The organism is Dactylosporangium aurantiacum (genome assembly GCF_000716715.1).
Taxonomy (GTDB): domain Bacteria; phylum Actinomycetota; class Actinomycetes; order Mycobacteriales; family Micromonosporaceae; genus Dactylosporangium; species Dactylosporangium aurantiacum.
This window is the reverse complement of record NZ_JNYJ01000038.1, coordinates 1-26,181: the sequence shown is the minus strand read 5'-3', so window position 1 is coordinate 26,181 and position 26,181 is coordinate 1. Positions and strand designations below refer to the sequence as shown.

General features: G+C 72.8%; 19 protein-coding genes and 1 pseudogene. 16 read left to right on the top strand and 4 right to left on the bottom strand.

The window, feature by feature from the left end; genetic code table 11:
* Positions 1–153 precede the first annotated feature (153 nt).
* Positions 154–1,017, bottom strand: a pseudogene (locus OP18_RS35075) (DUF5667 domain-containing protein); the annotation flags it as partial.
* Between the two features lie 169 nt (positions 1,018–1,186).
* The gene (locus tag OP18_RS35070; protein ID WP_389250113.1) at positions 1,187–2,050 is read right to left on the bottom strand and encodes a sigma-70 family RNA polymerase sigma factor; all 864 of its coding nucleotides are present in this window, start codon (positions 2,048–2,050) and stop codon (positions 1,187–1,189) included.
* A gap of 513 nt (positions 2,051–2,563) precedes the next feature.
* Here OP18_RS35070 and OP18_RS35065 point away from each other — a divergent pair.
* From OP18_RS35065 to OP18_RS35050, 4 genes are all read left to right on the top strand, one after another.
* Positions 2,564–4,069 carry an AMP-binding protein gene (locus tag OP18_RS35065; protein ID WP_033363442.1) on the top strand — a complete coding sequence of 502 codons (1,506 nt, stop codon included), beginning with the start codon at positions 2,564–2,566 and terminating at the stop codon, positions 4,067–4,069.
* The gene (locus OP18_RS35060) at positions 4,066–4,311 is read left to right on the top strand and encodes a glutaredoxin family protein (protein WP_033363441.1); all 246 of its coding nucleotides are present in this window, start codon (positions 4,066–4,068) and stop codon (positions 4,309–4,311) included. The genes OP18_RS35065 and OP18_RS35060 overlap by 4 nt, the downstream gene beginning before the upstream one ends.
* On the top strand, positions 4,308–4,964 hold the full coding sequence (locus tag OP18_RS35055) for an HAD family hydrolase (protein ID WP_245635632.1): 657 nt from the start codon (positions 4,308–4,310) through the stop codon (positions 4,962–4,964). Before OP18_RS35060 ends, OP18_RS35055 begins: the two co-directional genes overlap by 4 nt.
* Positions 4,965–5,072: 108 nt before the next feature.
* Positions 5,073–5,717, top strand: coding sequence for a response regulator (locus OP18_RS35050; protein ID WP_033363599.1), 645 nt, complete (start codon positions 5,073–5,075; stop codon positions 5,715–5,717).
* Position 5,718: 1 nt separating this feature from the next.
* On the opposite strand, the gene OP18_RS35045 is transcribed toward OP18_RS35050, so the two are convergent.
* Positions 5,719–7,011: a sensor histidine kinase gene (locus tag OP18_RS35045; RefSeq protein ID WP_033363440.1), complete on the bottom strand. Its 1,293-nt coding sequence runs from the start codon at positions 7,009–7,011 to the stop codon at positions 5,719–5,721.
* A gap of 404 nt (positions 7,012–7,415) precedes the next feature.
* Here OP18_RS35045 and OP18_RS35040 point away from each other — a divergent pair, with 404 nt between their 5' ends.
* The 5 genes from OP18_RS35040 to hemB all read left to right on the top strand — a co-directional run bounded on the left by OP18_RS35040 (position 7,416) and on the right by hemB (position 13,005).
* Complete coding sequence (locus OP18_RS35040) at positions 7,416–8,162, top strand: redox-sensing transcriptional repressor Rex (protein ID WP_052387792.1); 747 nt, start codon at positions 7,416–7,418, stop codon at positions 8,160–8,162.
* Between the two features lie 61 nt (positions 8,163–8,223).
* Entirely contained in the window at positions 8,224–9,522 is a 1,299-nt protein-coding gene (locus OP18_RS35035) for a glutamyl-tRNA reductase (protein ID WP_052387791.1), read from the top strand.
* Positions 9,519–10,448, top strand: a complete 930-nt coding sequence (gene hemC / locus OP18_RS35030) for a hydroxymethylbilane synthase (protein WP_033363439.1) — start codon at positions 9,519–9,521, stop codon at positions 10,446–10,448. The genes OP18_RS35035 and hemC overlap by 4 nt, the downstream gene beginning before the upstream one ends.
* Positions 10,432–12,015 carry a bifunctional uroporphyrinogen-III C-methyltransferase/uroporphyrinogen-III synthase gene (locus tag OP18_RS35025; protein WP_033363438.1) on the top strand — a complete coding sequence of 528 codons (1,584 nt, stop codon included), beginning with the start codon at positions 10,432–10,434 and terminating at the stop codon, positions 12,013–12,015. The genes hemC and OP18_RS35025 overlap by 17 nt, the downstream gene beginning before the upstream one ends.
* Positions 12,016–12,024: 9 nt before the next feature.
* Positions 12,025–13,005 (top strand): porphobilinogen synthase, encoded by a 981-nt coding sequence (gene hemB, locus OP18_RS35020; protein ID WP_033363437.1) that lies wholly within the window; start codon positions 12,025–12,027, stop codon positions 13,003–13,005.
* Positions 13,006–13,375: 370 nt separating this feature from the next.
* Here hemB and OP18_RS35015 read toward each other — a convergent pair whose 3' ends face one another.
* A complete protein-coding gene (locus OP18_RS35015) occupies positions 13,376–14,959 on the bottom strand; it encodes a GGDEF domain-containing protein (protein ID WP_245635631.1) in 1,584 nt (527 codons plus the stop codon).
* Positions 14,960–15,359: 400 nt separating this feature from the next.
* Here OP18_RS35015 and galE point away from each other — a divergent pair, with 400 nt between their 5' ends.
* The 7 genes from galE to OP18_RS34980 form a co-directional block, all read left to right on the top strand.
* Positions 15,360–16,457 (top strand): UDP-glucose 4-epimerase GalE, encoded by a 1,098-nt coding sequence (gene galE, locus OP18_RS35010; protein WP_063745676.1) that lies wholly within the window; start codon positions 15,360–15,362, stop codon positions 16,455–16,457.
* A gap of 26 nt (positions 16,458–16,483) precedes the next feature.
* Positions 16,484–18,517 carry a hypothetical protein gene (locus tag OP18_RS35005; RefSeq protein WP_033363436.1) on the top strand — a complete coding sequence of 678 codons (2,034 nt, stop codon included), beginning with the start codon at positions 16,484–16,486 and terminating at the stop codon, positions 18,515–18,517.
* Between the two features lie 9 nt (positions 18,518–18,526).
* A complete protein-coding gene (gene pelF, locus OP18_RS35000) occupies positions 18,527–19,990 on the top strand; it encodes a GT4 family glycosyltransferase PelF (RefSeq protein ID WP_033363435.1) in 1,464 nt (487 codons plus the stop codon).
* Between the two features lie 140 nt (positions 19,991–20,130).
* Entirely contained in the window at positions 20,131–21,582 is a 1,452-nt protein-coding gene (locus tag OP18_RS34995; protein WP_033363434.1) for a hypothetical protein, read from the top strand.
* Positions 21,579–22,226, top strand: coding sequence for a spherulation-specific family 4 protein (locus OP18_RS59915; protein ID WP_033363433.1), 648 nt, complete (start codon positions 21,579–21,581; stop codon positions 22,224–22,226). The genes OP18_RS34995 and OP18_RS59915 overlap by 4 nt, the downstream gene beginning before the upstream one ends.
* Before the next feature lie 265 nt (positions 22,227–22,491).
* On the top strand, positions 22,492–23,406 hold the full coding sequence (locus tag OP18_RS59910) for an endo alpha-1,4 polygalactosaminidase (RefSeq protein ID WP_245635630.1): 915 nt from the start codon (positions 22,492–22,494) through the stop codon (positions 23,404–23,406).
* Between the two features lie 367 nt (positions 23,407–23,773).
* Positions 23,774–26,181 (top strand): carbohydrate-binding protein (locus tag OP18_RS34980; RefSeq protein WP_063745675.1); only part of this gene is annotated, 2,408 nt, incomplete at its 3' end.

Sequence of the window (26,181 nt, the reverse complement as noted above, 5' to 3'; positions counted from 1 at the left end):
CGAGCCGGTGGTGCCGGTGCCGGCCGAGCCGCTGGGGACGGGACGCTGGCCGGCGGGGGCGCCGGTCTGGCCCGGGTTGTTCTGCTGCTGGGTGTTGCCCGGCTGCTGCGTCGTGGAGCCCGAGGTCTTCTGACCGGCCGGCTTGCACGCGGTGCTGTTGGGCACCGGGCCGAGCTGGTCGGCGGCGGAGACCGCGGCGGTGCCGCACCTGATGAGCGGGCGGATCGCCTTGGACCGCCGGTCGATCTCGTCGAGCAGGGTCACGGACTTGGCGGCCCGGGAGCCGGCGGCGCCGTTGACGCCGGCCCGGAGCTTCTCGGCGCCGGCGCGCTGGGTGCTGGTGAACGCGTCGATGGCGTCCAGCGCGGCGGCGTCCTTGCGGCTGACGGCGGTCGAGGTCAGCAGGCGCACACCTTCGAGCGTCTCGCTGTCCATGTCGTCGAGGACCGCGGTCAGACCCGCGGGGTCCTTCACCGCCTGTGCCTCGTCGAGCCGGGTCCGGGCGAACTCCAGGTACAGCTGGCCGCGGCTGATGTCCGAGCCGGCGAGCGCCAGCTGGGCCTTCTCCGTGGACCGTTTCACCGTGTACAGGGCGTCGCCGGGGATGGCGTCGCCGCTCGCCGCGGACATGCCGGACAGGGCGAGGGTGCCGGCGGCGAGGCCGACGACGATCGCGCCGCGGGTGCGGGTCCGGCGGCTGACCGCGGGCCTGCTGCCCGCCGGGCCGCGCAGGGAACGCAGCCCTCGGCGGGTCACCTCCGGCTCGGGGTCCTTGGCGGTGATGCCGATGCCTTCGCGTTCTGCTGTGGCCAGGAGCATGGCCCGCAGTCCGTCCTTGAACTCCTGCTGCGTCTCCACCTTGACCGGCAGGTCGGTCAGCCGTTGGCTGACTGAGACCAGGTCGGTCAGGGAGTCGTCGAGCGTGGACCTCATGCGGTGCCTGCGGGCTCCTGCCGCCTCGTCCACGAGCTGCGCGAAACGCTCAGCCCGGCGACGGTGGAAGACGGAGCCGATCACCTGAGGCACCCCCCTTCGCTGATCGCGTCACTCAGGCGCGGCAGGGTAGCGGGATGGTGTGCCACCGCGTCCGCCGTGCGCCAAGCCGACGGTCGCACCCGGACCAACGGTGCAGAGCGGAAGCTGGTTACGGCGCCGGAGGGGGCGCTGTAACTGAAGGTGACAGCGGTCACGGCTGGAATCCGTCGGGCAGCAGCCGCGCGAGGGCCCGGACCGCGCGGTACTGCAACGCCTTGATCGCACCTTCGTTCTTGCTCATGGCCTGGGCGGTCTCGGCGACGGAGAACCCGTGCAGGAAGCGCAGCACGATGCATTCCTGCTGCTCCGGGTTGAGCTGCTTGACCGCTTTGAGCAGGTCCACGTTCGTGATGTGGTCGATGACCGCCGCCTCGGGGCTGCCCTCCGGGCCCCGGTCCGGGCGGTCGGCGTCCAGGACGTCACCTGTGGTGACCTCCAGGCGGTACCGGCCGGACTTGAAGTGGTCGGCGACGAGGTTCCGGGCGATCGTCACCAGCCAGGCGCCGAGGTCACGGCCCTGCCAGGTGAAGCTGCCGATGCGTTTGAGCGCCCGCAGGAACGTGTCGGCGGTCAGGTCCTCGGCGAGCTGCCGGTTGCCGACCCGGAAGTACACGAACCGGAACACGGTGTCGAAGTAGCGGTCGTACAGCAGGCCGAACGCCGCGCCATCGCCGGCCTGGGCGCGCTCGATCAGCGCCCACACCTCCGACGCCGGGTCGCTGCGGTCGGGGCGGGCCGGCTTCGCCGGCTCCGGGGCCTCGGGCTCGCCGGACGGGCCCGTGTCGACGAGCGTGCCGGTGATGGTGCCGGTCACCGCGGTCTTCGAGATCGGGACGGTGTCCTCTTCGATCAGGCCGGTGCCGGGGGAGGGCTTGCCCGCGTTCGGTCTGACGTTTGTGCCGGGACCTTGGCCGGCACCCTGACGGGTGGGTGCCTCGTTGGTGTGTGGGCGGCCTCGGGTACGTGGGACGCTGCCGCCCTCGCCACGGAGCACCGTGCTGAACATGTCGCGCATCGAGTCGCGCAGCATTGACAGCCCATCGGCGAGTGCGTGCTCGGCGTCGAACACGTGCTGGATCGCGGTCATGCGTCGCAATCCAGACCACACGGCCTATTCGGCGCGATCACGGGCACTTCGGCCTCCTCGGGGTGAGGGGTGTCAACTCGCAACAAATGGGGTGAGCTGACTTGGGTGATGATAGGTCCGGCGTCACCCGCATGTGGGCAGTCTTTGGCGTGAGGGCACAATTCTTCCCACAGATCGGCGACGTCCCGGCGCACATGCTGTCCGTCACTTGCTCACGACACGCCGTGCAACACGCCGAATATCTGGGCAAACGGGACATACAGGCGCCGGTCTTACTTGGGCACGACGCACCGGACCCACACGAACGGGTGGACCTTTACTCAGTCGGCGTGTCGGACGCGTAAGCACCCTGGCACAACACCGGGTGTCCCGAGGGTGATAGGTGACGGGTGATCTCTCAGGTGGCGGCAACTCACCCTCGGCGTGGCAGACTGATCGATCGTGCAGGACGTCACGAACTTCGCCGATCTGGTCCGGCGCGCCGCCGCCTCCCATGGCGCCCGACCGGCCCTGCGGTCACACGCCACCCTGGTCACCTGGACGGAGCTGGACCAGCAGGTCGACGCGGTCGCCGCCCACCTCACCGGGCTCGGCCTGCCCGACGACGACCTCGGCCCGGCCCGGGTCGCGGTCGCCCTGCCCAACGTCCCCGAGTTCGCCGCCGTGTTCTTCGGTGTCCTGCGCGCCGGGCTCGTCGCGGTCCCGGTCAACCCCGCCTACACCCCGCGTGAGCTCGCCCACGTCTTCGCCGACTCCGGCGCCGCCGTCCTCGTCGGCACCCAGTCCGTCACCAGCGCCGTCGGCGCCGGCGGGCCACCCCGGCAGTACACCCTCGGCGGCAACCTCCAGGAGCTGCTCACCCCACCGGCCGGCGCCGCCACCACCGACGGCCGCCGTGGTGAGCCGGCCATCCTGCTCTACACGTCCGGCACCGCCGGCGCCCCGAAGGGCGCGATGCTGTCGCACCGGGCCCTGCTCGCCAACCACGAGCAGCTCGCGGCGATCGACCCGCCGCCCGTCGGCCCCGACGACGTGCTGCTGCTCGCCGTGCCGCTCTTCCACGCGTACGGGCTCAACAGCGGCCTCGGCGCAGTTGCCTACCACGGCGCGTGCGGTGTCCTCGTCGAACGGTTCGACCCCGCCGACTCCCTCGAGGTCATCGAACGGCACGGCGTCACCGGCATCGTCGGTGTCCCGCCGATGTTCGTCGCCTGGTCGCTGATGGGGCAGCGGCTCACCACTGCCTGGGCCGGGGTCCGCCTCGCCGTCTGCGGCGCGTCACCGCTCGACCCGGCCGCCGAACGCCGCTTCACCGAGGCGACCGGCAAACCGGTCCATCAGGGGTACGGGCTGACCGAGGCCGCTCCGGTCCTCACCAGCACACTCGCCGGCGACACCGTGAAACCGGGTTCGATCGGCCGCCCGATCCCCGGCGTGGAGCTGAAGCTCATCGACGCCGGCGGCGAGGAGGTCCTCCTCGACGAGGACGACGAGGTCCGCACCGACCCCGGTGAGATCGTCGTGCGCGGCGCCAACCTCTTCGACGGCTACTGGCCCGACCGGTCCGGCGCGCCCGACCCCGACGGGTGGTGGGCGACCGGCGACGTCGCCTACGCCGACGAGGACGGCGACCTGTTCATCGTCGACCGGCTCGGCGAGCTGATCCTCGTCAGCGGGTTCAACGTGTACCCGCACGAGGTCGAGCTGGTCCTCGCCGGGCACCCCGCGGTCGTGGAGGCGGCGGCGGTCGGCGTGCCGCACCCGTACACCGGGCAGACCGTCAAGGTGATCGTCGTGCGCCGCCCCGGGTCGCAGGTGACCGCGGAGGAGCTGATCGCGCACTGCGAACGCAACCTCGCCCGGTTCAAGTGCCCGACCGCGGTCGAGTTCGCCGACGAGCTGCCGCACTCCGCGACCGGCAAGATCCGTAAGGCGGCGCTGCGATGAGGCTCACCCTGTACACCCGGCCCGGCTGCCACCTGTGCGACGTCGCGAAGGAGGCGATGGCGCGGGTCGCCGCCGCCACCGGCGAGGACTGGACCGAGGTCGACATCACCGGCGACGAGGCCCTCGAGGACGAGTACGGCTTCCGGATCCCCGTCGTCATGCTCGACGGCAAGGAGCACGGCTACTGGCGTGTGGAGGAGGACAGGCTGCTGCGCGACATGCGGCTATCCTCACCCGGGTGAAGCACCTCGTTTGGGACTGGAACGGCACCCTCCTCGACGACCTGAAGCTCGTCGTCGACGCCACCAACGTCTGCCTGGCCACCGTCGGCGGGCCGGTGATCACCGCCGAGGACCACCGCCGCGACTTCCGCCGCCCGATCCTCGACTACTACGCCCACGTCCTGGCCCGCCCCGTCGACGAGGTCGAGTTCCAGCTGCTCGACGACGCGTTCCACGACGCGTACCGGCTCGGCATGGCCGACGTGCAGCTCGCCCCCGATGCCCTGCAGGCGATCGGCCACTGGTCGGGCACCCAGTCGCTGCTGTCCATGTTCTTCCACGACGAGCTGCTCATCGAGGTCGAGCGGCACGGCCTCGGCGCGCACCTGGTCCGCGTCGACGGCCTGCCCGGCACCGTCGGCGGCCACCGCAAGGTCGCGTACCTGGAGCGGCACCTGCAGGCCCTCCAGCTCGACCCGGCCGACGTCGTCCTCATCGGCGACTCCGTCGACGACGGCGAGGCGGCCACCTCCCTCGGCGCGTCCTGCGTCCTGTACGCGGGCGGCTTCACCGACGTGTCCCTGCTCAAGGCGACCGGCCTGCCGGTGGCGTCCACCCTGGAGGGCTGCGAATCATGGGCTCAGGGTGGAGCTCAGGGCGGCGCCGGAGCGTAGCGGAGGTGGCGGCATGAGCGGCCCGCAGCGGAGCGAGGAGCTGCGAATCATGGGCTCAGGGTGGAGCTCAGGGCGGCGCCGGAGCGCAGCGGAGGTGACGTCATGAGCCTGAGGGTGGTGGTCGCGGACGACGCGGTGCTGCTGCGGGAGGGCCTGGTGCGGCTGCTCACCGAGAGCGGGCACACGGTCGTCGCCGCCGTCGGTGACGGCCCGAGCCTCGTCGACGCCGTCGTCGAGCACCGGCCGGACGTCGCGATCGTCGACGTGCGGATGCCGCCGTCGCACACCGACGAGGGGCTGCGTGCCGCCGTCGAGGCCCGCCGGCGGGTGCCGGGCACCCCGATCCTCGTGCTGTCCCAGTACGTGGAGGTGTCCTACGCCGACGACCTGCTCGCCGACCGGGCCGGCGCCGTCGGCTACCTGCTGAAGGACCGGGTGTCGGAGGTCGCGGACTTCCTCGACGGGATGCAGCGGGTCGCGACCGGCGCGACCGTGCTGGACCCGGAGGTCGTCGGGCAGCTGCTGGTCCGCCGCCGCCGCGACGACCCGCTGCGCAGCCTCACCCCGCGGGAGCGGGAGGTGCTGGGGCTGATGGCGGAGGGCCGGTCCAACACGGCGATCGCCCGCAAGCTGGTCGTCACCGACGGCGCGGTGGAGAAGCACGTCAAGAACATCTTCACGAAGCTCGACCTGCCCCCGGACGACGAGCAGCACCGCCGGGTGCTGGCGGTGCTGACGTACCTGCAGAGCTAGGTCAGGCGGGCAGGATCGCGGTGAGGCGGGTGCCGCCGCCGGCGGGGCTGGTGACGGTCATCTCGCCGCCGGCGGCCTTGACCCGGTCCATGAGACCGGTCAGGCCGTGGCCCTTGGCGAGGCTGGCCCCGCCGGCCCCGTCGTCCTCGACGGTGACGAGCAGCCCGTACGCGGACCGTTGCAGCCGCACCTGGCATTCTTGGGCGCCGCTGTGCTTCGCCACGTTCGTCAGCGCCTCCGCGACGACGAAGTAGGTGGTGGTCTCCACGTGCTCGGCGAGCCGGTCGTCGGTCTTCGGTAGGTCCAGGTCGACCGGCACCGGGGAGCGGCCGGCGAGCGCGGTCAGCGCGGCCCGCAGTCCCCGGTCGACGAGGATCGGCGGCGCGATGCCCCGGGACAGGGCGCGCAGCTCGTCGAGCGTCTCCCGGGTCTGGGCGAGGGCCTCGGCGACCGTCGCCCGGGCCGCCTGCGGGTCGGACTCGAACTGCAGGTCGGCCCGGCCGAGGTCCATCGCGAGCCGCACGAGGCGCTGCTGCGGCCCGTCGTGGATGTCGCGTTCGAGGCGGCGCAGGGCGGTCGCCTCGGCGGACACGGCGGCCTCCCGCTGGGCGCGGGCGGCGTCGCGGCCGGCCTCGGCCTCGGCGACCCGCTCCCGCAGCTCGTTGACGCCGTTGAGCAGGGCCCGGGCGAACTGCGCCTCCAGCTGCGCCGCGCCGCGCACCACCGGCACGAGGGTCAGCGCGAAGACGGCACCGATGCCGGTGTACAGCAGGATCCGCACGTCGTCGCCGCTGCCGAGGCCGATGAGCTCGTTGAGGTCCTTGTTGTCCGGCGGGCGGGGGATCGACCAGTCCCATAGAATGGTGGTGACCCCGCCGAGGGCGCCGACCCACCAGGTGAGCACGAACGCGAAGGCGATCGTGCTCGGGATGAAGCGCAGGATCCCGTGCAGCAGGTCCAGCCACGACTGCCCGTCGCTGAGCGGCACCAGCATCTTGCGCCAGAAGCCGTCGTCCGGGTCGGGTTTCTTGTAGTACGGATGTGGTAGCCGGGTGCGCAGGACGGGTCCGATGCGGGCGCGTTCGACGGTGGCGAAGCCACGGGCCTGGAACAGGGTCGCGACCAGGATCGGGAAGCCGAGCACGGTCACGCTCAGTCCGACGCCGAGGCCGAAGCCGACGAGGAACAGCACCACGGTCACGATGCCCAGCGGGAAGCCGAGCAGCACGTACTGGGTGTCGACGGCGAGCTGACGGAAGATGCCACTGCGGCGAGGGGTGATGGTCGTTGTCATGTCGTCGACGCTATGCACGGCGTTGCTCCCGTCCCATCCCGCCGCCCGGCCACTCGGTGGTAGGGGCAACCCTACCGGCACGTGTAGCCTGGCTACTGATGGAGAAAACGACTCCAGCGTGTCGGCGGCGTTATGACCGGTTTTGTAGCGATACTCAATCGAGCGCCCGCCCGCTGCCGGCCTGGTCCGGGGAAAGGGGCACACAGGTGCCGCGGGGGCATTCCACGGGTACGTGGGCCGCACGGGCGGGCGCTGACCTCTGCATGGTCGGCGTGGACGTATCAAGATCGCGATTTGTGCACGGCTTCACAAGCGCCTACTCTGTTGCAACGACGAACCCCGCTAGCACAGGCGGTCACAGCCATCGCGAGCGGCCTCGCATACCGTCGTCGTCACGGAGACTCATGAGCCAGCAGCGCACCGGCCCCACCGACGGACCGGACTTTCCGGACCTTCCGGAGGCGACCGTCGCCCGGCTTCCGGAGTACCTGCGCGCCCTGCACCACCTCGCGGAAGACGGGCACGACACGGTCTCCTCGGAGGGCCTCGCAGCGGCCGCCGGCGTCAACTCCGCCAAGCTCCGCAAGGACCTCTCCCACCTCGGCCGCACCGGCACCCGCGGCGTCGGCTACGACGTGACGTTGCTCATCGACCAGATCGAACAGGTCCTCGGCCTCACCCACCGCAGGGCCGTCGCCCTCGTCGGCGTGGGTAATCTCGGTCACGCCCTCGCCGGGTACGCCGGCTTCGGCACCCGCGGCTTCCGCATCGCCGCCCTCTTCGACGCCGACCACGGCCGCGTCGGCGAACACATCAACGGACTCGTCGTGCGCCACATCGACGACCTGCCCGAAGTCGTCGAGCAGGAGTCCATCTCCATCGCCGTCATCGCCACCCCGGCACACGCCGCGCAGCACGTCGCGGACCGCCTCGTCGCCGCCGGCGTCACCAGTGTCCTGAACTTCGCACCGTGTGTCTTGAACGTCCCCGACGGCGTCGACGTGCGTAAGGTCGATCTGGCCATCGAACTGCAAATCCTGTCCTTCCACGAGCACCGCAAGTCAGCGCTCACCGCGCTGCCCGCCGCGGTGCAGAAACCCGGGCGGGTCGGCATGGCCAACCGGCTCGGCGGGGAGGCGGTGGCCACGTGAACGGATCGAAGCGGAGCGCAACGGCCGTACCCCAGCGGCGGGACTCGGCGGAGGTGACGGCGTGAACCTGCTCGTCGTCGGCATCTCCCACCGCACCGCAGGGGTGCCGCTGCTCGAACGCGTCACCGTCCCCGGCGGCCAGCTCGCCGCGGTCCTCGCCGACCTCGTCGCCCAGCCGTACGTCGACGAGGCCGTCATGCTCTCCACCTGCAACCGGGTCGAGATCTACGCGTCCGTCACCGCCTTCCACGGCGCCCTCGCCGACATCGGCGGCATCCTCGCCGCCCGCGCCGGCACCACCGTCGGCGAGCTCGCCCCGCAGCTGTACGTCCACTACGAGGTCGACGCCATCCGCCACGCCTTCCGCGTCGCCGCCGGCCTCGACTCGATGGTCGTCGGCGAGGCGCAGATCCTCGGCCAGCTCCGCGACGCGTACGGCACCGCCGCCGAACAGGGCACCGCCGGCCGCGTCCTGCACGAACTGCTCCAGCAGGCGCTGCGCGTCGGCAAACGCGTCCACGCCGAAACCGAGATCGACCGGGCCGGGCAGAGCGTCGTCAGCGCCGCCCTCGCCTACGGCCAGGGCGCCACCGGCCCCGTCGACGGCCGCCCCGCCCTCGTCATCGGCGCCGGCGCCATGGGCGCGCTGTCCCTCGCCACGCTGCGCCGCGCGGGCGCGTCCCCGCTGTACGTCACCAACCGCAGCGCCGAACGCGCCGAACGCCTCGCCGAGCTGCACGGCGCCATCGCCGTGCCGTACGCCACCCTGCCGACCGCCCTCGAGCAGGCCGACGTCGTCGTCAGCGCCACCGCGTCACCCGAGCCCGTCCTCGACGCGGCCCTCGTCGGCGCCGCCGTCAGCGCCGCCGCACACCCGCTGCTCATCCTCGACCTCGCCCTCCCGCGCGACGTCGCCCACGGCGTCGGCGACCTGCCCGGCGTCACCCTCGTCGACATCGAGTTGCTGTCGGAGTCGCTGTCCACCACCGCCGACGCCGAGCAGCGCGCCGCCGAGGACATCGTCGCCGGCGAGGTCGAAGCCTTCCTCACCTGGCTGCGCGGCGCCGACGTCGCACCCACCGTCGCCGCCCTGCGCGCCCGCGCCGACGAGGTCGTCGAGGCCGAGCTCGGCCGCCTCGCCCAACGCTGCCCCGAGCTCACTGACGGCCACCGCGCCGAGGTCGCCCACAGCGTCCACCGCATCGTCCAGCGCCTGCTGCACCAGCCGACCGTCCGGGTCCGGCAACTGGCCGCCGAACCCGGCGGCGAAGCATATGCTCAGGCGCTCCGCGAACTGTTCGACCTGCAGATCCCCACCAAGGACATCGACCCGGCCGCCGCAGGCGAGGTGCACCCGTGACGTTGAGACTCGGCACCAGAGGCAGCGCCCTGGCCATGGCGCAGTCCGGCACCGTCGCCCAGGCCGTCCGCGACCGTACCGGCCGCGACGTCGAACTCGTCGAGATCGTCACCCCCGGCGACCGCTCCAGCGCGCCCATCCAGACCCTCGGCGTCGGCGTCTTCGTCTCCGCCCTGCGCGACGCGCTGCTCGCCAAGGAGATCGACTTCGCGGTCCACTCGTACAAGGACCTGCCGACCGCACCCGCCGACGGCCTCGTCATCGCCGCCATCCCACCCCGCCACGACCCACGCGACGCCCTCGTCGCCCGCGGCGGCCTCACCCTCAACGAACTGCCCGTCGGCGCCCGCATCGGCACCGGCGCACTGCGCCGCATCGCCCAGCTCAACGCCCTCGGCCGCCGGTTCGAACCCCTCCCGCTGCGCGGCAACGTCGACACCCGCCTGCGCAAGCTCGCCGAAGGCGAGTTCGACGCGATCGTCCTCGCCCACGCCGGCATGGCCCGCCTCGGCCGCGGCGACGAAGCCACCGAGGTCCTCGACCCGCTGCTGATGCTGCCCGCCCCCGCGCAGGGCGCACTCGCGGTCGAGTGCCGGGAAGACGATGCCGAGCTGCGCGACCTCCTCGCCGCGCTCGACGACGAATACACCCGCGCGGCGGTCACCGCCGAACGGGCGCTGTTGGCCGAGCTCGAGGCGGGCTGTTCCGCCCCGATCGCGGCACTGGCCGAGGTCGCAGAAGGCGACGACGGACCGGAGATCTATCTGCGCGGTGCGGTCTTCAGCCCGGACGGCGGGTTCGCCCTCCGGCTGTCACGCACCGGAACGCTCGCCGACGCCGCGGAGGTGGGCCGAGCCCTGGCCCGCGACCTGCGCGAAGAAGGCGCCGACAACGCACTGGGAGTGCAGCATGACCCGCACCCGTAAGGGCAGCACCGGCCGGATCGCCTTCGTCGGGGCCGGCCCCGGCGATCCAGGCCTGCTCACGCGTCGCGCCCATGAGGCGCTGGTGTCCGCCGACCACATCGTCTACGACCGCAACGTCCCCGAGTCGCTGCTCAGCGTGATCCGCGCCGACGCCGACCCGGAGACGCAGTTCTCCCCCGCCGAGGGAGCGCCCGGCGACGTCGCCAAGGTGCTGCTGTCCGCGGCCCGATCCGGCCTGCGCGCCATCCACCTCGTCGGCGGCGACCCGCTCGCCCACGACACCGTCCTCAAGGAAGTGCAGGCCGTCGCCCGCACCGCCGTCCCCTTCGAGGTCGTCCCCGGCATCGGACAAGCCGCCGGCGTCGCCACGTACGCCGGCGTGCCACTGCCCGGCGTCCGCGTCACCGCCGACGTCGACGACGTCCAGTCCGTCGACTTCGAGGCGATCGCCGCCGCCGTCAGCCGGGGCTCCTCCGCCCTCGCCGTCGACGCCGGTGACCTCGCCGCCGTCCGCGACGGGCTCCTCGCCGCCGGCGTCGACCCGTCCACCCCCGTCTCCGTCACCGGCGACGGCACCGGCGAAACCCAGTACAGCTCCGCCACCACCGTCGACAGCATGGTCGCCGCCGCCCTCGGCTTCGCCGGCCGGGTCGTGCTGTGCCTCGGCGCCGGCGTCGCCCAGCGCGAGAAGCTCGGCTGGTGGGAGAACCGGCCCCTGTACGGGTGGAAGGTCCTCGTCCCCCGTACCAAGGAACAGGCCGGCGCGATGAGCGAGCGGCTGCGCGCCTACGGCGCCATCCCGTGCGAGGTGCCGACGATCGCCGTCGAACCGCCCCGCACCCCCGCCCAGATGGAACGCGCCATCAAGGGCCTCGTCGACGGCCGCTACGCCTGGACCGTCTTCACCTCCGTCAACGCGGTCCGCGCCGTCTGGGAGAAGTTCGCCGAGCACGGCCTAGACGCCCGCCACTTCGGCGGCGTCAAGGTCGCCTGCATCGGCGAGGCGACCGCCGAGGCCGTCCGCGGCTTCGGCATCGTCCCCGAGCTCATCCCCGCCGGTGAACAGTCCTCCGAGGGGCTCCTCGCCGAGTTCTCCCCGCACGACGAGATCCTCGACCCCGTCGGCCGGGTCCTGCTGCCCCGCGCCGACATCGCCACCGAGACCCTCGCCGCCGGCCTCACCGAGCTCGGCTGGGAGGTCGACGACGTCACCGCGTACCGGACCGTCCGCGCCGCCCCGCCACCGGCCGACATCCGCGACGCCATCAAGTCCGGCGGCTTCGACGCGGTCCTGTTCACGTCGTCCTCCACCGTGCGCAACCTCGTCGGCATCGCCGGCAAGCCGCACGCCCGCACCGTCGTCGCCGTCATCGGCCCCAAGACCGCCGACACCGCGGTCGAGTTCGGGCTCCGCGTCGACGTCCAACCGCCGCACGCGTCCGTCCCCGACCTCGTCGAGGCCCTCGCCGGCTACGCGGTCGAGCTGCGCGAGAAGCTCGCCGCGATGCCCGCGAAGCAGCGCCGCGGCTCCAAGGTCCAGGGTCCGACCGCTCTCAGGTTCCGTTAGGGGTACGTCATGGCTGGTTACCCGACCGTCCGCCCGCGCCGGCTGCGTCGTACCCCAGCGATGCGACGGCTCGTCGTCGAGACACACGTCGAGCCGTCCAACCTCATCCTGCCCATGTTCGTCAAAGAGGGCCTCACCGAGCCGCGCCCCATCTCGTCGCTGCCCGGTGTCGTCCAGCACTCGCGTGAATCCCTGCGGAAGGCCGCCGCCGAAGCGGCCCATGCAGGGATCGGCGGCATCATGCTCTTCGGCGTCCCCACCACCCGCGACGAGACCGGCTCAGCCGGCATCGACCCCGACGGCATCCTCAACGTCGCCATCCGCGACGTCGTCGCCGAGGTCGGCGACGCCACCGTCATCATGAGCGACCTCTGCCTCGACGAGTTCACCTCACACGGGCACTGCGGCCTGCTCACCCCCGACGGCGCCGTCGACAACGACGCCACCCTCGCCGCGTACGCGTCGATGGCCGTCGCCCAGGCCGCCGCCGGCGCCCACGTCCTCGGCCCCTCCGGCATGATGGACGGCCAGGTCGGCGTCGTGCGCCGCGCCCTCGACGAGGCCGGCTACACCGACGTCGCGCAGCTCGCCTACGCCGTCAAGTACGCCAGCGCCTTCTATGGCCCCTTCCGCGAGGCCGTCGAGTCCGCCCTCGTCGGCGACCGCAAGACCTACCAGCAGGACCCCGGCAACGTCCGCGAGTCCCTGCGCGAGGTCGCCCTCGACATCGCCGAAGGCGCCGACATGGTGATGGTCAAGCCGGCCCTGCCGTACCTCGACGTGCTCACCAAGGTCGCCGAGGCCGTCGACGTGCCCGTCGCCGCCTACCAGGTCTCCGGCGAGTACGCGATGGTCGAGGCCGCGGCCGCCAACGGCTGGCTCGACCGCGACCGCGTCATCCTGGAGACCCTGACCTCCATCCGCCGCGCCGGCGCCCAGCTCATCCTCACCTACTGGGCCATGGACGCGGCCCGCCTCCTGCGCGCCTGAACCGACACGCCGCCGGCGCTCACCGCGCGTAGCGACTTCGTTCGGTGATTTGCATGGATGGAGTACCGTGCCAGTAGGGCAGCGCGCCGCCACGGGGTCACCGATCGGTGGATGCTCCTGAACGCCGCCGCTCGCCTTTAGGCGCTGCGCCGGTCAAGACGGCCACGCGACAGGTTCGTGCGGTGGGCCAGGCGGCGACGCGATCGGTCAGGGCGACACGAGCGGGCCCTGCGGCGGCGGGTCAGGCGGCGACCCCGGTCGGTCGGGGCGAGTCGGTCAGGGCGACACGAGCGGCCCTGCGGCGGGTCAGGCGGCGACCCGGTCGGTCAGGGCGAGTCGGTCAGGGCGACACGAGCGGCCCTGCGGCGGGTCAGGCGGCGACCCGGTCGCGGCCGCCGCGTTTGGCGACGTACAGGTTGCGGTCGGCCATGTCGTACAGCTGGCGGCCGTCCATGCCGTCGTGAAGCGCGGCGACGCCGATGCTCAGGGTGACGCGGAGGCCGAACGCGACCTGGTTCCAGTCGCGGGCGGTGACGACGTCGCGGATGCGTTCGCCGACGCGGGCGGCGGTCGGCAGGTCGGTGCGCAGGAAGAGGGCGAACTCGTCGCCGCCGAGGCGGACGGCGACGTCCTCGGGGCGGCAGTGGGCGCGCAGGACGGCGGCGATCTCGCGCAGGACGCGGTCGCCGACGATGTGCGAGAAGTGGTCGTTGATGCCCTTGAACCGGTCGATGTCGACGAGCAGCAGCACGGCCGAGCCGGGCCCGGCGGCGATCTGGTCGAGCTGCCGGTCGAACTGGCGGCGGTTGCCGAGGCCGGTCAGAGCGTCCTGCGCGGCGTCGCGGTCGGCGCTGGCGCGGGCGGCTTCCAGGTCGACGCGGCGGCGCGCCTGCTGCAGCATCGAGCGGCGTTCCAGGCGCAGCCGCCACAGGTGCCGGGCGTGCTCGCGGACCGCGTTGAGCAGGGCGCCCGTCGAGTCGCCGGGCTGTTCGGCGGCGGCGAGCAGGGCCAGCTCGTACTGGAAGATCAGCCGCTGCGGGCTCAGCGGGGCCAGTTCGTCGGCGGCGAGGAACTCGCGGCGGGCCTCGCGGAGCCGGCCGGTGCAGCGCAGGGCGATGCCGTACGCGAGGTGGGCCAGGCGGGCCTCGTGCTCGTGGCCGTTGTCGCGCAGCGGCACGACCAGCGAGTCGGCGAGCGTGAGGGCCTGCTCGACGGCGCCGATCTTCACCAGGCCGAGCGCGTACAGGACGGTGGCCAGGGGCGCGTCGTGGAAGTGGTGCTGCACCCAGTACCGGACCAGGTCGACGCTCCTGGCGAAGCGGACGTTCGCCTCCTCGGTCAGGCCGACGTGCTCGAGGCGCAGCCCCCATTCCAGGAGCAGCTCGGCGCGCTGGAGCTCGGCGGCGGCGCGCTGGTCGGTGCCGCGGGCGAACGACTCGACCGCGAACGCCGACGCCTCGTCGGCGAGCTCGTACAGCTCGGCGGCCCGGGCGGCCTCGCTCACCGACGACATCGCCGAGATGTACCGGACGTTGCTGCGCGGGATGCTCTCCAGCAGGCGGGTGGCGTTCGCGAGGCGGTGCAGGCCCTCGTCGAGCAGCCCCAGCTTGATCAGGACCTCGGCGGTGTCGGCGAGGGTTTTGGCCTCGCCGGTGCGGGCGCCGCTGGTGCGGTGCATCTGCAGGAGGCGTTCACCCTCCTCGAGCGCTTCGTGGAGCCGGCCGAGGCTGATGAGGGCGTACAGGCGGCCCTGGCGGATCATGCCGACGGAGCGGGTGTCGCCGAGCAGGTCGACGACGTGTTCGAGCCGGTCGGCGAGCGCGAGGGCCTCCGAGTTGCGCCCGTGCACGGTCAGCTCGTGCACCTGCAGCGTGAGCGCCTGGTGCGGTCCGAACGGCCACAACGGGATCGGCAGCCGCGCGGCGGGCATGGGCCGTGGCTGAGCGTCAGGCATGTGCCTTCCCCATCCGGTCGTGGTCGCGGCTTCCGCCACTTGTCGTCGGCAGCCGGTCGCCGCGCATGAGCGTTGCGACGCGCCTCACCACCGCAGTGCGCGCCCGACCACCGCGACGCGCCTCACCACCGCAGTACACGCCCGACCACCGCAGCGCGCCTCACCACCGCAGTACGCGCCCGACCACCGCAGCGCGCCTCGCCCACCACAGGACCCACCGCACCACCGCAGGACGTACATTTCGGGCATTTGCGCGTGTTCGCGAACCCGCAGGTCGGCTCGTCGGCCACACTGGGTTACGGGACCCGTGGAGGGACTTCCGTCGGACTTTCGGGTGCTCATTCTGTCAGGAACACGACAGTTGCCCGATTCGCGGGGATAGACCCTCGTTGCCCCCACCGTGAGATGGCTAGTCACTGGAGGCGCCGGGTACATCGGCGCGCACGTCGTCACCGCCCTCCGCGCGGCCGGCACCGAACCGGTCGTCCTCGACAACCTGTCGACCGGCCACGCGCGGCGCCTGCCGGCCGGCGTGCCGCTGGTCCGCGCCGACGTCCGCGACGGCGCCACGCTCGGCGGACTGCTGCGCCGGCAGCGGTTCGACGGCGTCATCCACCTGGCCGCCCGCAAGGATGTCGCCGAGTCGACCGCGCACCCGCTGCGCTACTACGAGGAGAACCTCGACGGGCTCCGGTCGGTCCTGCACGCCGTAGCCACCAGCGGCACCCCGTCGGTCCTGTTCTCCTCCAGCGCCGCCGTGTACGGCACCCCGCCCCGATCCCCGGTCAGCGAGTCGGACGCGACGACGCCGGACAACGCGTACGGCCGCACCAAGCTGATCGGCGAGTGGATGCTGCGCGACGCGGCCGGCAGCGCCGGCTTCGGCTGGTGCGCGCTGCGGTACTTCAACGTCGCCGGCGCCGGCGCGCCGCACCTGCGCGACCACGGCGGCACCAACCTCGTGCCGCGGCTGCTGCGCGCCGCCGCCGACGGCCGGCCCGCGACGGTGTACGGCACCGACTACCCGACCCCGGACGGCACCGCCGTGCGCGACTACGTCCACGTCGCCGACATCGCCGACGCGCACGTACGGGCCGCCGTCGCCCTGCACCGCGGCGAGGCCCGCGACGAGATCCTCAACATCGGCCGCGGCGAGGGCGCCTCCGTCCTGCAGATGATCGAGGCGGTCGGCGCGGCGCTCGGCCGCCCGCTGCCCTACACGGCGGCGCCCCGCCGCGCCGGCGACCCCGCCCAGGTGGTCGCCTCACCCGCCCGCATCCGCGCCCTGCTCGGCTGGCAGGCCCGCCACGACCTGCACGACATCGTCACCAGCGCCGCCGCGGACACCACCACACACGCCGCCACACCACAGACCGCCACCTCACAGGCCGCCGCGCACCGGGCCCGCGCCGCCCACCGCGACGCGCTCCTCACCGTCGTACCCGAGCAGCACCCGGGACCCAGATCGAAGAACCAGGTCAAGAACGCCCAACGCTGAGCCCCCCGCCCCGAAGGAGCAACACGTTGAAGTCCCCGATCCGCCGGCGCGGCATCGCCGGCGCCTGCGCGCTCGTCGCCGCCACCGGTCTCCTCGTCGCCTCACCCGCCGTCGCCGCCGAACCCAGGCAGCGCGTCGACCTGCAGGTCCTCGTCCTCGACGACGGCAGCACCGGCATCGACATGCTCCGCGCCCAGCTCGACCGGGAAGGCGTCCCCTACGACGCGCTCGCCCTCGGTGACAGCGGCCGCCCGGCGATCACCCCCGCGTTCCTCGCCGACTCCGTCAGCGGCGTACGGCGGGCCAGGTACCAGGGCGTGATCGTGCCGAACGAGAGCACCGTCACCGGCGCCGAGGCGACCGCCCTCGCCGACTTCGAACGCGAGTTCAAGATCCGCCAGATCGACGCGTACACGTGGGCGAACCCGAACGTCGGGCAGACCCTCGCGTGGAGCGGCGTCCTCGACGGCGCCACGATGAACGTCACCGACGCCGGCAAGGCCGCCGGCTTCGGCTACCTCAACGGCACCGTCCGCATCGACGACCGCGACGCCGCCGTCATCGAGTCCTACGGCTACCTCGGCACCCCCGCCGCCGGCGCGACGTTCACCCCGCTCGTCACCGGCACCGCACCCGGCGGCGGCCCGACCGGCGCCCTGATGGGCGTCCACACCCACGACGGCCGGGAGGAGCTCGTCGTCACCCTCGCCGCCAACCGGTACCAGACCCACGCCATGGAGCTCGGCCACGGCCTCGTCACCTGGCTGACCAGAGGCATCCACCTCGGCATCACCCGCAACTACTTCAGCGTCCACGTCGACGACGTGTTCCTGCCCGACGACCGGTGGGACACCACCCACAACTGCACCGTCGGCGACGACTGCAACCCGGGCCGCGACCCGGGCGTGACCCCGTACAACACGACGATCCGGATGACCCCGGCGGACGTGCAGGCACTCGTCGCCTGGCAGCAGGCCAGGGGCGTCAAGCTCGACGTCGTCTTCAACGGCGCCGGCAGCGTCGAGGCCGGCGCCGGCGACCCCCTCACCACCGCGATGCTGAACAACAGGACACAGTTCCGCTGGATCAACCACACGTACGAACACCCGTACCTCGGCTGCGTCCAGGACTTCACCGTGTCCCCGTGGCGGTGCCAGACCGACAGCTACGGCGCCACCCGATGGATGTCGCAGGCCGACATCACCGCCCAGATCAAGAACAACGTCGACTGGGCCAGGTCGAAAGGCATCACCGTCGACGCCGCCGAGCTCGTCACCGGCGAACACTCCGGGCTCAGGACGTGGCCGCAGATGCCGGCCGACAACCCGAACCTGGCGCCCGCGCTGAACACCACCGGCGTCAGGTACATCGCCTCCGACGCGTCCCGCGAGCAGACCGCACGCCCCGCCGGCAACGCCGTCACCGTGCCCCGGTACCCGATGAACATCTACTACAACGTCGCCACCAGAGCCGAAGAGGTCGACGAGTACAACTGGATCTACACCAGCCGGGCCGCCGGCGGCAGCGGCATCTGCGAGAACAACCCCGCCTCCACCTGCATCGCCCCGCTCGGTGCCGACGGGTTCGACACGTACATCGTGCCGATCGAGGCCCGCATCGCCTACGACCACGTGGTGTCCACCAACCCGGCGCCGCACTACGCGCACCAGTCGAACCTCGCCGAGGACCGCATCCTGTACCCGGTGCTCGACGCCGTCCTCGACCGGTACACCGCCACGTACACCAGCGCCACCCCGGTCGTGAACCCGAAGTTCGCCGACACCGCCCTGCAGAACAAGCGGCAGGCGGCGTGGACGGCGGCCCTGCGCGCCGGGTCGGTCGACGCGTACACCCTCGACGGGAGGGTCACCGTCGTCAACAAGGGCAGCGGCACCGTCGACGTGCCGATCACCGTCCCCGCCAACACGAAGGTGATCAGCATGTCGGTCCTCGGCATCGAGGTCACGGGCGGCAACTACGGCGACGCCTACGGCGGGGAACGCTCCGCCTGGCGGACCCTGACCCGTGGCGCGAGCCAGCTGCTCCGCCTGCCGAGCTGAGGCCCGCGCGTGCGTGTCGTGCTCGTCAACGAAGGCACCTACCCGTACGTCACCGGCGGGGTCAGCACCTGGTGCGACCAGCTCGTGCGGGGCCTGCCCGACGTCGGCTGGGACCTCGTCGCCATCGTCGGCACCGAGCCGGACCGGCCCGCGGTCCAGCTGCCCGGCAACGTCCGGTCACTGACCCCGGTCCCGATCTGGGGCAGCGCCCGCCCGGCCCGCGGCCGCCCCGAACGGGCCGCCGCCCGGCTGTGCCGCGGCATGCTCGGCGACACCACCGCCGACCTGGTCGTGTTCACCGAAGGGCTGCGTGAGCTCGCCGAGCTCGCGCGGCCCCGCCCGGGCCGGTTCACCAGGGCCCGCACCGGCCGCCACCCCGCGGCCGGGATCCGGCTCGGCGACATCCTGCTCGACGCGTGGGCGCGGGCCAGGGCCGACGGCATCCACCTGCCCCGCCTCACCCTCCGCGACGCCGACGTCGCCGGTGTCCTGCTCGAGCACGCGCTGCGCCCCCTGGCCGCGGAGCTCCCGGCCGGCGCGGACCTCGTCCACGCCAACGCCAACGGCCTGTCGTCCATGGTCGCGCTGGCCGCGAAGTGGCGCTCCGGCGTGCCGTTCCTGATGACGGAGCACGGCGTGTACCTGCGGGAACGGTACCTGTCCTCCGGCGACCAGAGCCCCGGCGTGAAGACGGCGCTGCTGCGGTTCCACCGGGCCCTCGCCCGGCTGTCGTACTGGGAGTCGGACCTCATCACCCCGGTCAGCGGGTTCAACTCGCGGTGGGCGGTACGCCACGGCGCCGACCCGGCGAAGCTCGCCGTCATCGGCAACGGCGTCGACCCGGCCCGGTTCGCGCCGCTGCCCGACGAGCCCGACGAGCCGGTGATCTCCTGGGTCGGCCGGGTCGACCCGCTCAAGGACCTGGAGACACTCATCCGCGCCCTCGGCGTCGTGCGGGCCAAGGTGCCCGGCGCCCGGCTGCACCTGGCCGGTCCCGTCCCCGCCGGCAACGAGGCGTACGCCGCCGCGTGCCGGGCCACCGCCGCCGGGCTCGGCCTCACCGACGCGGTCACCTGGGCCGGGCCGTGCGCGTCCAGCCGCGACGCGTTCGCCGCCGGGCAGGTCGCGGCCCTGTCCAGCATCTCCGAGGGCATGCCGTACACGGTCCTGGAGGCGATGATGTGCGGCCGGCCGACGGTCAGCACCGACGTCGGCGGCGTCGCCGAGGCCGTCGGCGACGCCGGGCTGGTCGTGCCGCCCCGCGACCCGCAGGCGTTCGGTGAGGCGTGCGTCGCCCTGCTCACCTCACCGCAGCTGCGGGCCGCGACCGGCCACGCCGGCCGGCAACGGGCGCTGCGCGAACACACCCTCGACCGGTGCCTGTCCGCGTACCGGGACCGGTACCTGGACCTGACGGGCCACCGCGCCGCCGGGTCCGCCCCGGCCGCCGACCCGGTCCTGGTGGCGGTATGACCGGCCCGCAGCGGAGCGAGGAGCTGGTCATCATGGGCGCAGTTTCGAGGTCAGGGCGGCGCCGGAGCGCAGCGGAGGTGACGGCATGACCAGTCCCGACGGCCCCGGCGGTCCCGGGCACGGCGGCGGGGGCGGGCGGCATGGGCGCTGACTCGCTCGTGGTCGTGCCGACCCAGCGGCGGGCCCGGCCGTCCACCCTCGACCGCGGCGAGTCGCTGCGGTTCGTCGGGCGGGTCCCGACCGACCCCGTCGCCGCGCTCGCCGACCGGATGCGCGAGGACTGCGTCGGCGCCGTCGACGTCGACGAGATCGCCGCGATCCTGGAGGCCAACGGCATCAACGACCGGGTCGCCGACCGGGAGTACGGCGTGCCGTCGGTGTTCGCGCTCGCCGGGCGCGTCGTCGCCCGTACCCTCGACACCGCCGAGACGGTCGTGCACACCACGGCCGTCGAGGACGGGCCGACGACCCGCGCCGTCGTCACCGAGACCCTCACCCGCGCCGCCATCTACCTGACGCCCCTCGCCATCGGGCTCGGCGCCGCACCCGAGGTCGACGGCGCCCCGCAGCTCGCCACGACCGGCACGCTGCTGCTCGGCTGGGGCGGCGGGCAGGCACTGTCGTACCTCGGCTACCGGGCACTGTCGGAGCGGGGCGTCACCGCCGCCGCGCGGCTGCTCGGCGGCGGGTTCCTCGGCCTCGCCGCCGGCTGGGCCGTCGCGCTCGCCGGGCACGGGCCACGGGCGTACACGATCGCCGCCGCGCAACTGGCGCTGTTCGCGGTCGCCGCCGTCGCACTCGTCACCGGCCGGGAACGGGTCGTGCTGGCCGCGGCCGCCCCGTGCTGGCTCGCCACCGCCGCGGTCGCCGCCGGGCTCGGCCGGTGGGCCGTCCCCGCGCTGCTGTGCGGGGTCGCCGCGCTCGTCGCCGTCGCGTTCCGGCCCGTCGTCGGCGCCGACGTCAGCGGCCGCATGCCGTGGCGGCGGTGGCGGTCATGGCGCGGCGACATCGGCTACGCCCTGCTCTTCGGGCTCGTCGGCACCGGCCAGGCGGCACTGCTGCGGGCCGTCGCCCTCGACGGCATCGCCCCGCACCGGGTCCCCGTCGAGGCGGTGCCGCTGCTCGTCGGGGTACCCCTCATCGAGCTGACCCTCGTGTGGCACCGGCGGCGCATCGCGTACGCCCGGGCCGTCCTCGCCGACCGGGCCGCGTTCGACCGGCGGCTGGCCCGCATCAGCAAGGGCACCGTCGCCGTGCTGTGCGTGCCCGTCGGGCTCGGCGCCGCCGTCGCCGGGGCCGTCTGGGCCGGTCTCAGCGGCCCCGGCGGGCAGGGCCTCGCCGCCGCGATCCTGCTCACCGGCGTGTACGCGCTGTGCCTCGTCCTCGCCGCGCACGGCCGCGCCGGCACCGCCGCCCTCGTCGTGTGGTGGCCGACGCTGCTCGTCGCCGGCGTCGGGCACTGGGCACCCGCCCTGGTGCACGTGGCGCCCACGTTCACCGAAACCCTCGCCGTCGCGACCCTGCTCGGCGCCGGCCTGCCCGGCCTGGCCGTCGCGGCGCTCGTCCTGCGTGACCCGGAGAGTTACCGATGATGCTCCTGCCGCTGTACGTCCACCCGCTCGCCGACCCCGACGCGTGGGACACCCTGTGCCGCAGCACCGAACGCCCCACGACGATCGTCAACGTCCACAACGGACCTGGCGGCGAGGGCCGCGACGAGGTGTACGCGGTCGCCACCGCCCGCCTGCACCGCAGCGGCGTGCGGATGCTCGGCTACGTCGACCTCGACTACGGCAACCGCGCCAACGGCGAGGTCTGGTGCGACATCGTCGGCTGGGCGCGGTACCCGGTCGGCGGTATCTTCTTCGACCAGGTGCCGGCGGACGCGGCCGGTCTGCCCTACGTGACCCAGGTGGTGCGGGCGGTGCGAGGTTCGGTGGTGCTGAACCCGGGGACCCGGTGCCTGCCCGGGTACGCGGACCTCGCCGACGTGGTGTGCACCTTCGAAGGCCCGTGGGAGTCCTATGTGGACGCCCCACCGTCGTACGGGCTGCCCGACGGCCGTGACTGGCCGAACGCCGCGCACCTCGTCTACGGCGTGCCGCCCGAACGGGTCGGTGCCGCGACCGCGCTGCTGCTGTCCCGGGCGCCGCACGGCCTCGTCACCGACCTGGTCGCGCCGCTGCCCTACGAGGGCATCCCGTCGGTCGTGCGGTCCCGGGCGGCGGCCCGGTGACCGGCCACGGGCCGCGGTTCCCGCGTTCGCCGGGCGGCGGCGTGGCGACCGCCCGCGGGCCGCGGTTCGCGCGTTCGCGGGTTCGTGTGTGCGCGGGCAACGGCGCGGTGACCGGCCGCGGGCCGCGCGTTCGGGCGTCCGCGGGCGCAGGCGTGGTGACCGGCCACGGGCCGCGGTTCGGGCGTTCGGGCGGTCGGGCGTTCGCCGGCGGCGCTCCCGTGACCGGCCACCGGCCGCGGTTCCCGCGTTCGCGGGCGGTGGCCAGGTGAGCGACCGCCGGCTCCGGTTCGCGCTGTGCGGGCTCGTCCTGCTCACCGTCCTGTACGCGGCCGCCTGCACGGACCGGGGCGACGACCCGGACGCCGGCCGGGGCGCCCCGCGCACGGCCGCGGTGCCGCCGTCGGGGTTCGGCGGCCTCGGCTCCGCGTCGCCGTCACCGGCGCCGGCACCGTCCGGGTCGGGCGCGCCGGCGCCGGCCGGCTGGTGGCGGCCGGCGGTCGGGGCCACCTGGCAGTGGCAGCTGACCGGCACCCTCGACACGTCGGTCGCCGTCGACGTGTACGACGTCGACGCCGTCACCACGTCCGCGGCGGACGTCGCCCGGCTGAAGGCGGCGGGCCGGCGCGTCATCTGCTACGTCAACGTCGGCGCCCACGAGGACTTCCGCGCCGACGCCGGCAGCTTCCCCGAGTCGGTGCGCGGCAAGGGCCTGGAAGGCTGGCCGGGGGAGAAGTGGCTCGACATCCGCCGCTGGGACACGCTCGAGCCGCTGTTCGCCGCCCGGTTCAAGGTGTGCAAGGACAAGGGCTTCGACGCGGTCGAGCCCGACAACGTCGACGGCTACGCCAACCACAGCGGTTTCCCGCTGACCGCCGACGACCAGCTGACGTTCAACCGGCGCGTCGCCGACCTCGCGCACCGCCACGGCCTCGGTGTCGGCCTGAAGAACGACGTCGAGCAGGCCCGCGCGCTGGAGCCGGCGTTCGACTTCGCGGTCAACGAGGAGTGCGCCCACTACGACGAGTGCGACACGCTGAAGGTGTTCATCGCCGCCGGCAAGCCGGTCTTCCACGTCGAGTACGACGTCGACACCGCCGCGTTCTGCCCCAGGACGACCGCCCTGCGCTTCTCGTCGATGAAGAAGAAGCAGGACCTCGACGCGTGGCGTGCCCCCTGCTGATCCCAGCCCGGTGCCGGCGCGCTGCTCTCCAGCAAACCTTAGCCGATTCTTCCAAATCACCTATCGACGCGGTCACACATCGTAGCCGACCGCGTCCTCGGTAGCGGATCGTCACTTTTGGTTAACTCAGCAAAAGTTCATGCCAACGCGTCAGAAAGTGTGGACAGCGTGGTTCGAAGCTCCTAGTGTGTCCTCCACGACACCGGAGTGTTTCATCAATGTATCCGTCGGCAGTGGATGCATCGATGGCCATCCCGGGGTCGCGGAGGCATACGGCATCCGGCGCGGCGGCGCGCGCCCTGCCTGGCACGTTCAGTCAGGAAGGGACACAGTGAACCTACAACCCTCACGTCATCGATGGCGGCCGATGGGTGCCGCCCTGCTCCTTGTCTCGGCGAGCGTCGGCGCCCTGGTCGTCCAGGCCGCCCCGGCCGCTGCGGCGATCAACCCCGCCGACTTCCAGCAGGTCACCCTGGCTAAGGGCGAGCCCGAGGTCGGCGAGCCGCTGACCATCTCCGTGCTGCCGGACCGGTCCGTGCTGCACACCGCCCGCAACGGCACGCTGCGGCGCACCGACGCGAACGGCACCACCACCGTCATCGGCAACATCCCCGTCTACACGCACGACGAGGAAGGCCTGCAGGGCGTCGCGGCCGACCCGAACTTCGCCACCAACCGCTACATCTACCTGTACTACGCGCCGCCGCTGAACACCCCGGCGGGCGACGCACCGGCCACCGGCACCGCCACCGACTGGGCCACCTGGACCGGGGTCAACCGCCTGTCCCGGTTCACGCTGAACTCGAACTTCAACGCGAACGGCACCTACAGCATCCCGTCGGGGAACCTGTTCGCGCCCGGCACCGCGAACACGCGGCCGGAGATCTACGCGATGGGGTTCCGCAACCCGTACCGGATGACCGTGGACAAGGCGACCGGCGTCGTCTACGTCGGTGACTACGGCCCTGACGCCGGCACCACCAGCTCCACGAGGGGCCCGTCCGGGCAGGTCGAGTTCAACCGGATCACGTCGCCGGGCAACTACGGCTGGCCGTACTGCACCGGCACGAACACCACGACCGAGACCTACAACGAGTGGGACTTCGCCACCAGCACCGGCGGCGCCAAGTACAACTGCACGGGCGGCCCGACGAACAACTCGTTCCGCAACACCGGCCTCGGCACGCTGCCCGCGGCGCGCCCCGCCTGGATCCGCTACGGCGGCGACGCCGGCAGCCCGACCGAGTTCGGCAGCGGCTCCGAGTCGCCGATGGGCGGTCCGGTGTACCGCTACGACGCGGCGAACCCGTCGGCGACGAAGTTCCCGGCGGCGTTCAACGGCATGTTCTTCGCCGGCGAGTTCGGCCGCGGCTGGATCAAGCCGATCGTCGTCAACAGCGACGGCTCCCGCGGCGCGATCGACACGTTCCCGTGGAACGGCAAGCAGGTCATGGACATGCAGTTCGGCCCCGACGGCGCCCTGTACGTCCTGGACTACGGCACGGGCTACTTCAACGGCGACGCCAACTCGGCCCTGTACCGCTACGACTACGTCGGCGGCGGCAACCGGGCACCGACCGCGGTCGCGAGCGCGAACAAGACCTCGGGCGCCGCGCCGCTCACGGTCACGTTCTCCTCCGCCGGGTCCAGCGACCCCGAGGGCGGGGCGCTGACCTACTCGTGGGACTTCGACGGCAACGGCACCCAGGACTCGACCGCCGCGAACCCGTCGTACACGTACACCACGAACGGCACCTACACCGCGACGCTCACCGTGCGGGACAACCAGAACGCCCCCGCCACGTCCAGCGTGCTGATCAGCGTCGGCAACACCGCGCCGACGGTGACGATCAACGCGCCCGCGGCGGGGCAGCTGGTGTCCTTCGGCGACAGCGTCCCGTGGAGCGTCACGGTCAGCGACCCCGAGGACGGCACGATCGACTGCACGAAGGTCACCATGACCTACGTGCTCGGCCACGACCAGCACGCCCACCAGATCACGTCGCAGACCGGCTGCTCCGGCACGATCACCATCCCGGTCGACGGTGAGCACGACGACGCGGCGAACATCTTCCCGATCTTCGACGCGCAGTACACCGACAAGGGCGGCCTCACCACCCACGCCCAGAACATCCTGCAGCCCCGGCACCGGCAGGCGGAGCACTTCAAGACGTCCTCCGGCATCAACACGTTCAGCAAGACCACCGCCGAGGGCGGCAAGACCGTCGGTGACATCAACAACGGCGACTGGATCGAGTTCGACCCGTACAAGCTGAACAACGCCACCTCGGTGCTGGTCCGGGCGTCGTCCGGTGGCATCGGCGGCACGGTGCAGTTCCGCACCGGCTCACCCACCGGCACCGTCATCGGCTCCGCCACGATCCCGGTCACCGGCTCGTGGGAGACGTTCACCAGCGTCACGGTGCCGATCACCAGCCCGCCGGCGGGCACGACGTCGCTGTACGTGACGTTCGCCGGCAGCGGCACCGCCGCCCTGCTGGACCTGGACAGCTTCACGTTCACCACCGGCACCGGCGGCGTCGGCCCGGTCAAGGGCCTCGCCGGCAAGTGCCTGGACGTGCGTTCGGCCGCCACCGCGGACGGCACGCAGATCCAGATCTACACCTGCAACGGCACCAACGCGCAGACCTGGACCCGCTCCGGTCAGACGCTGCAGGCGCTCGGTAAGTGCCTGGACGTGTCCGGTGGTGGCTCCGCGGACGGTACGAAGATCCAGCTGTGGACGTGCAACGGGTCCGGGGCGCAGAACTGGGC

Coding starts and splice junctions, on each gene's coding strand:
- OP18_RS35070 (WP_389250113.1), bottom strand. CDS start 2,050: ATGCGCGACATGTTCAGCACGGTGCTCCGTGGCGAGGGCGGCAGCGTC.
- OP18_RS35060 (WP_033363441.1), top strand. CDS start 4,066: ATGAGGCTCACCCTGTACACCCGGCCCGGCTGCCACCTGTGCGACGTC.
- OP18_RS35045 (WP_033363440.1), bottom strand. CDS start 7,011: ATGACAACGACCATCACCCCTCGCCGCAGTGGCATCTTCCGTCAGCTC.
- OP18_RS35040 (WP_052387792.1), top strand. CDS start 7,416: ATGAGCCAGCAGCGCACCGGCCCCACCGACGGACCGGACTTTCCGGAC.
- OP18_RS35025 (WP_033363438.1), top strand. CDS start 10,432: ATGACCCGCACCCGTAAGGGCAGCACCGGCCGGATCGCCTTCGTCGGG.
- hemB (WP_033363437.1), top strand. CDS start 12,025: ATGGCTGGTTACCCGACCGTCCGCCCGCGCCGGCTGCGTCGTACCCCA.
- OP18_RS35015 (WP_245635631.1), bottom strand. CDS start 14,959: ATGCCTGACGCTCAGCCACGGCCCATGCCCGCCGCGCGGCTGCCGATC.
- OP18_RS34995 (WP_033363434.1), top strand. CDS start 20,131: ATGGGCGCTGACTCGCTCGTGGTCGTGCCGACCCAGCGGCGGGCCCGG.
- OP18_RS59915 (WP_033363433.1), top strand. CDS start 21,579: ATGATGCTCCTGCCGCTGTACGTCCACCCGCTCGCCGACCCCGACGCG.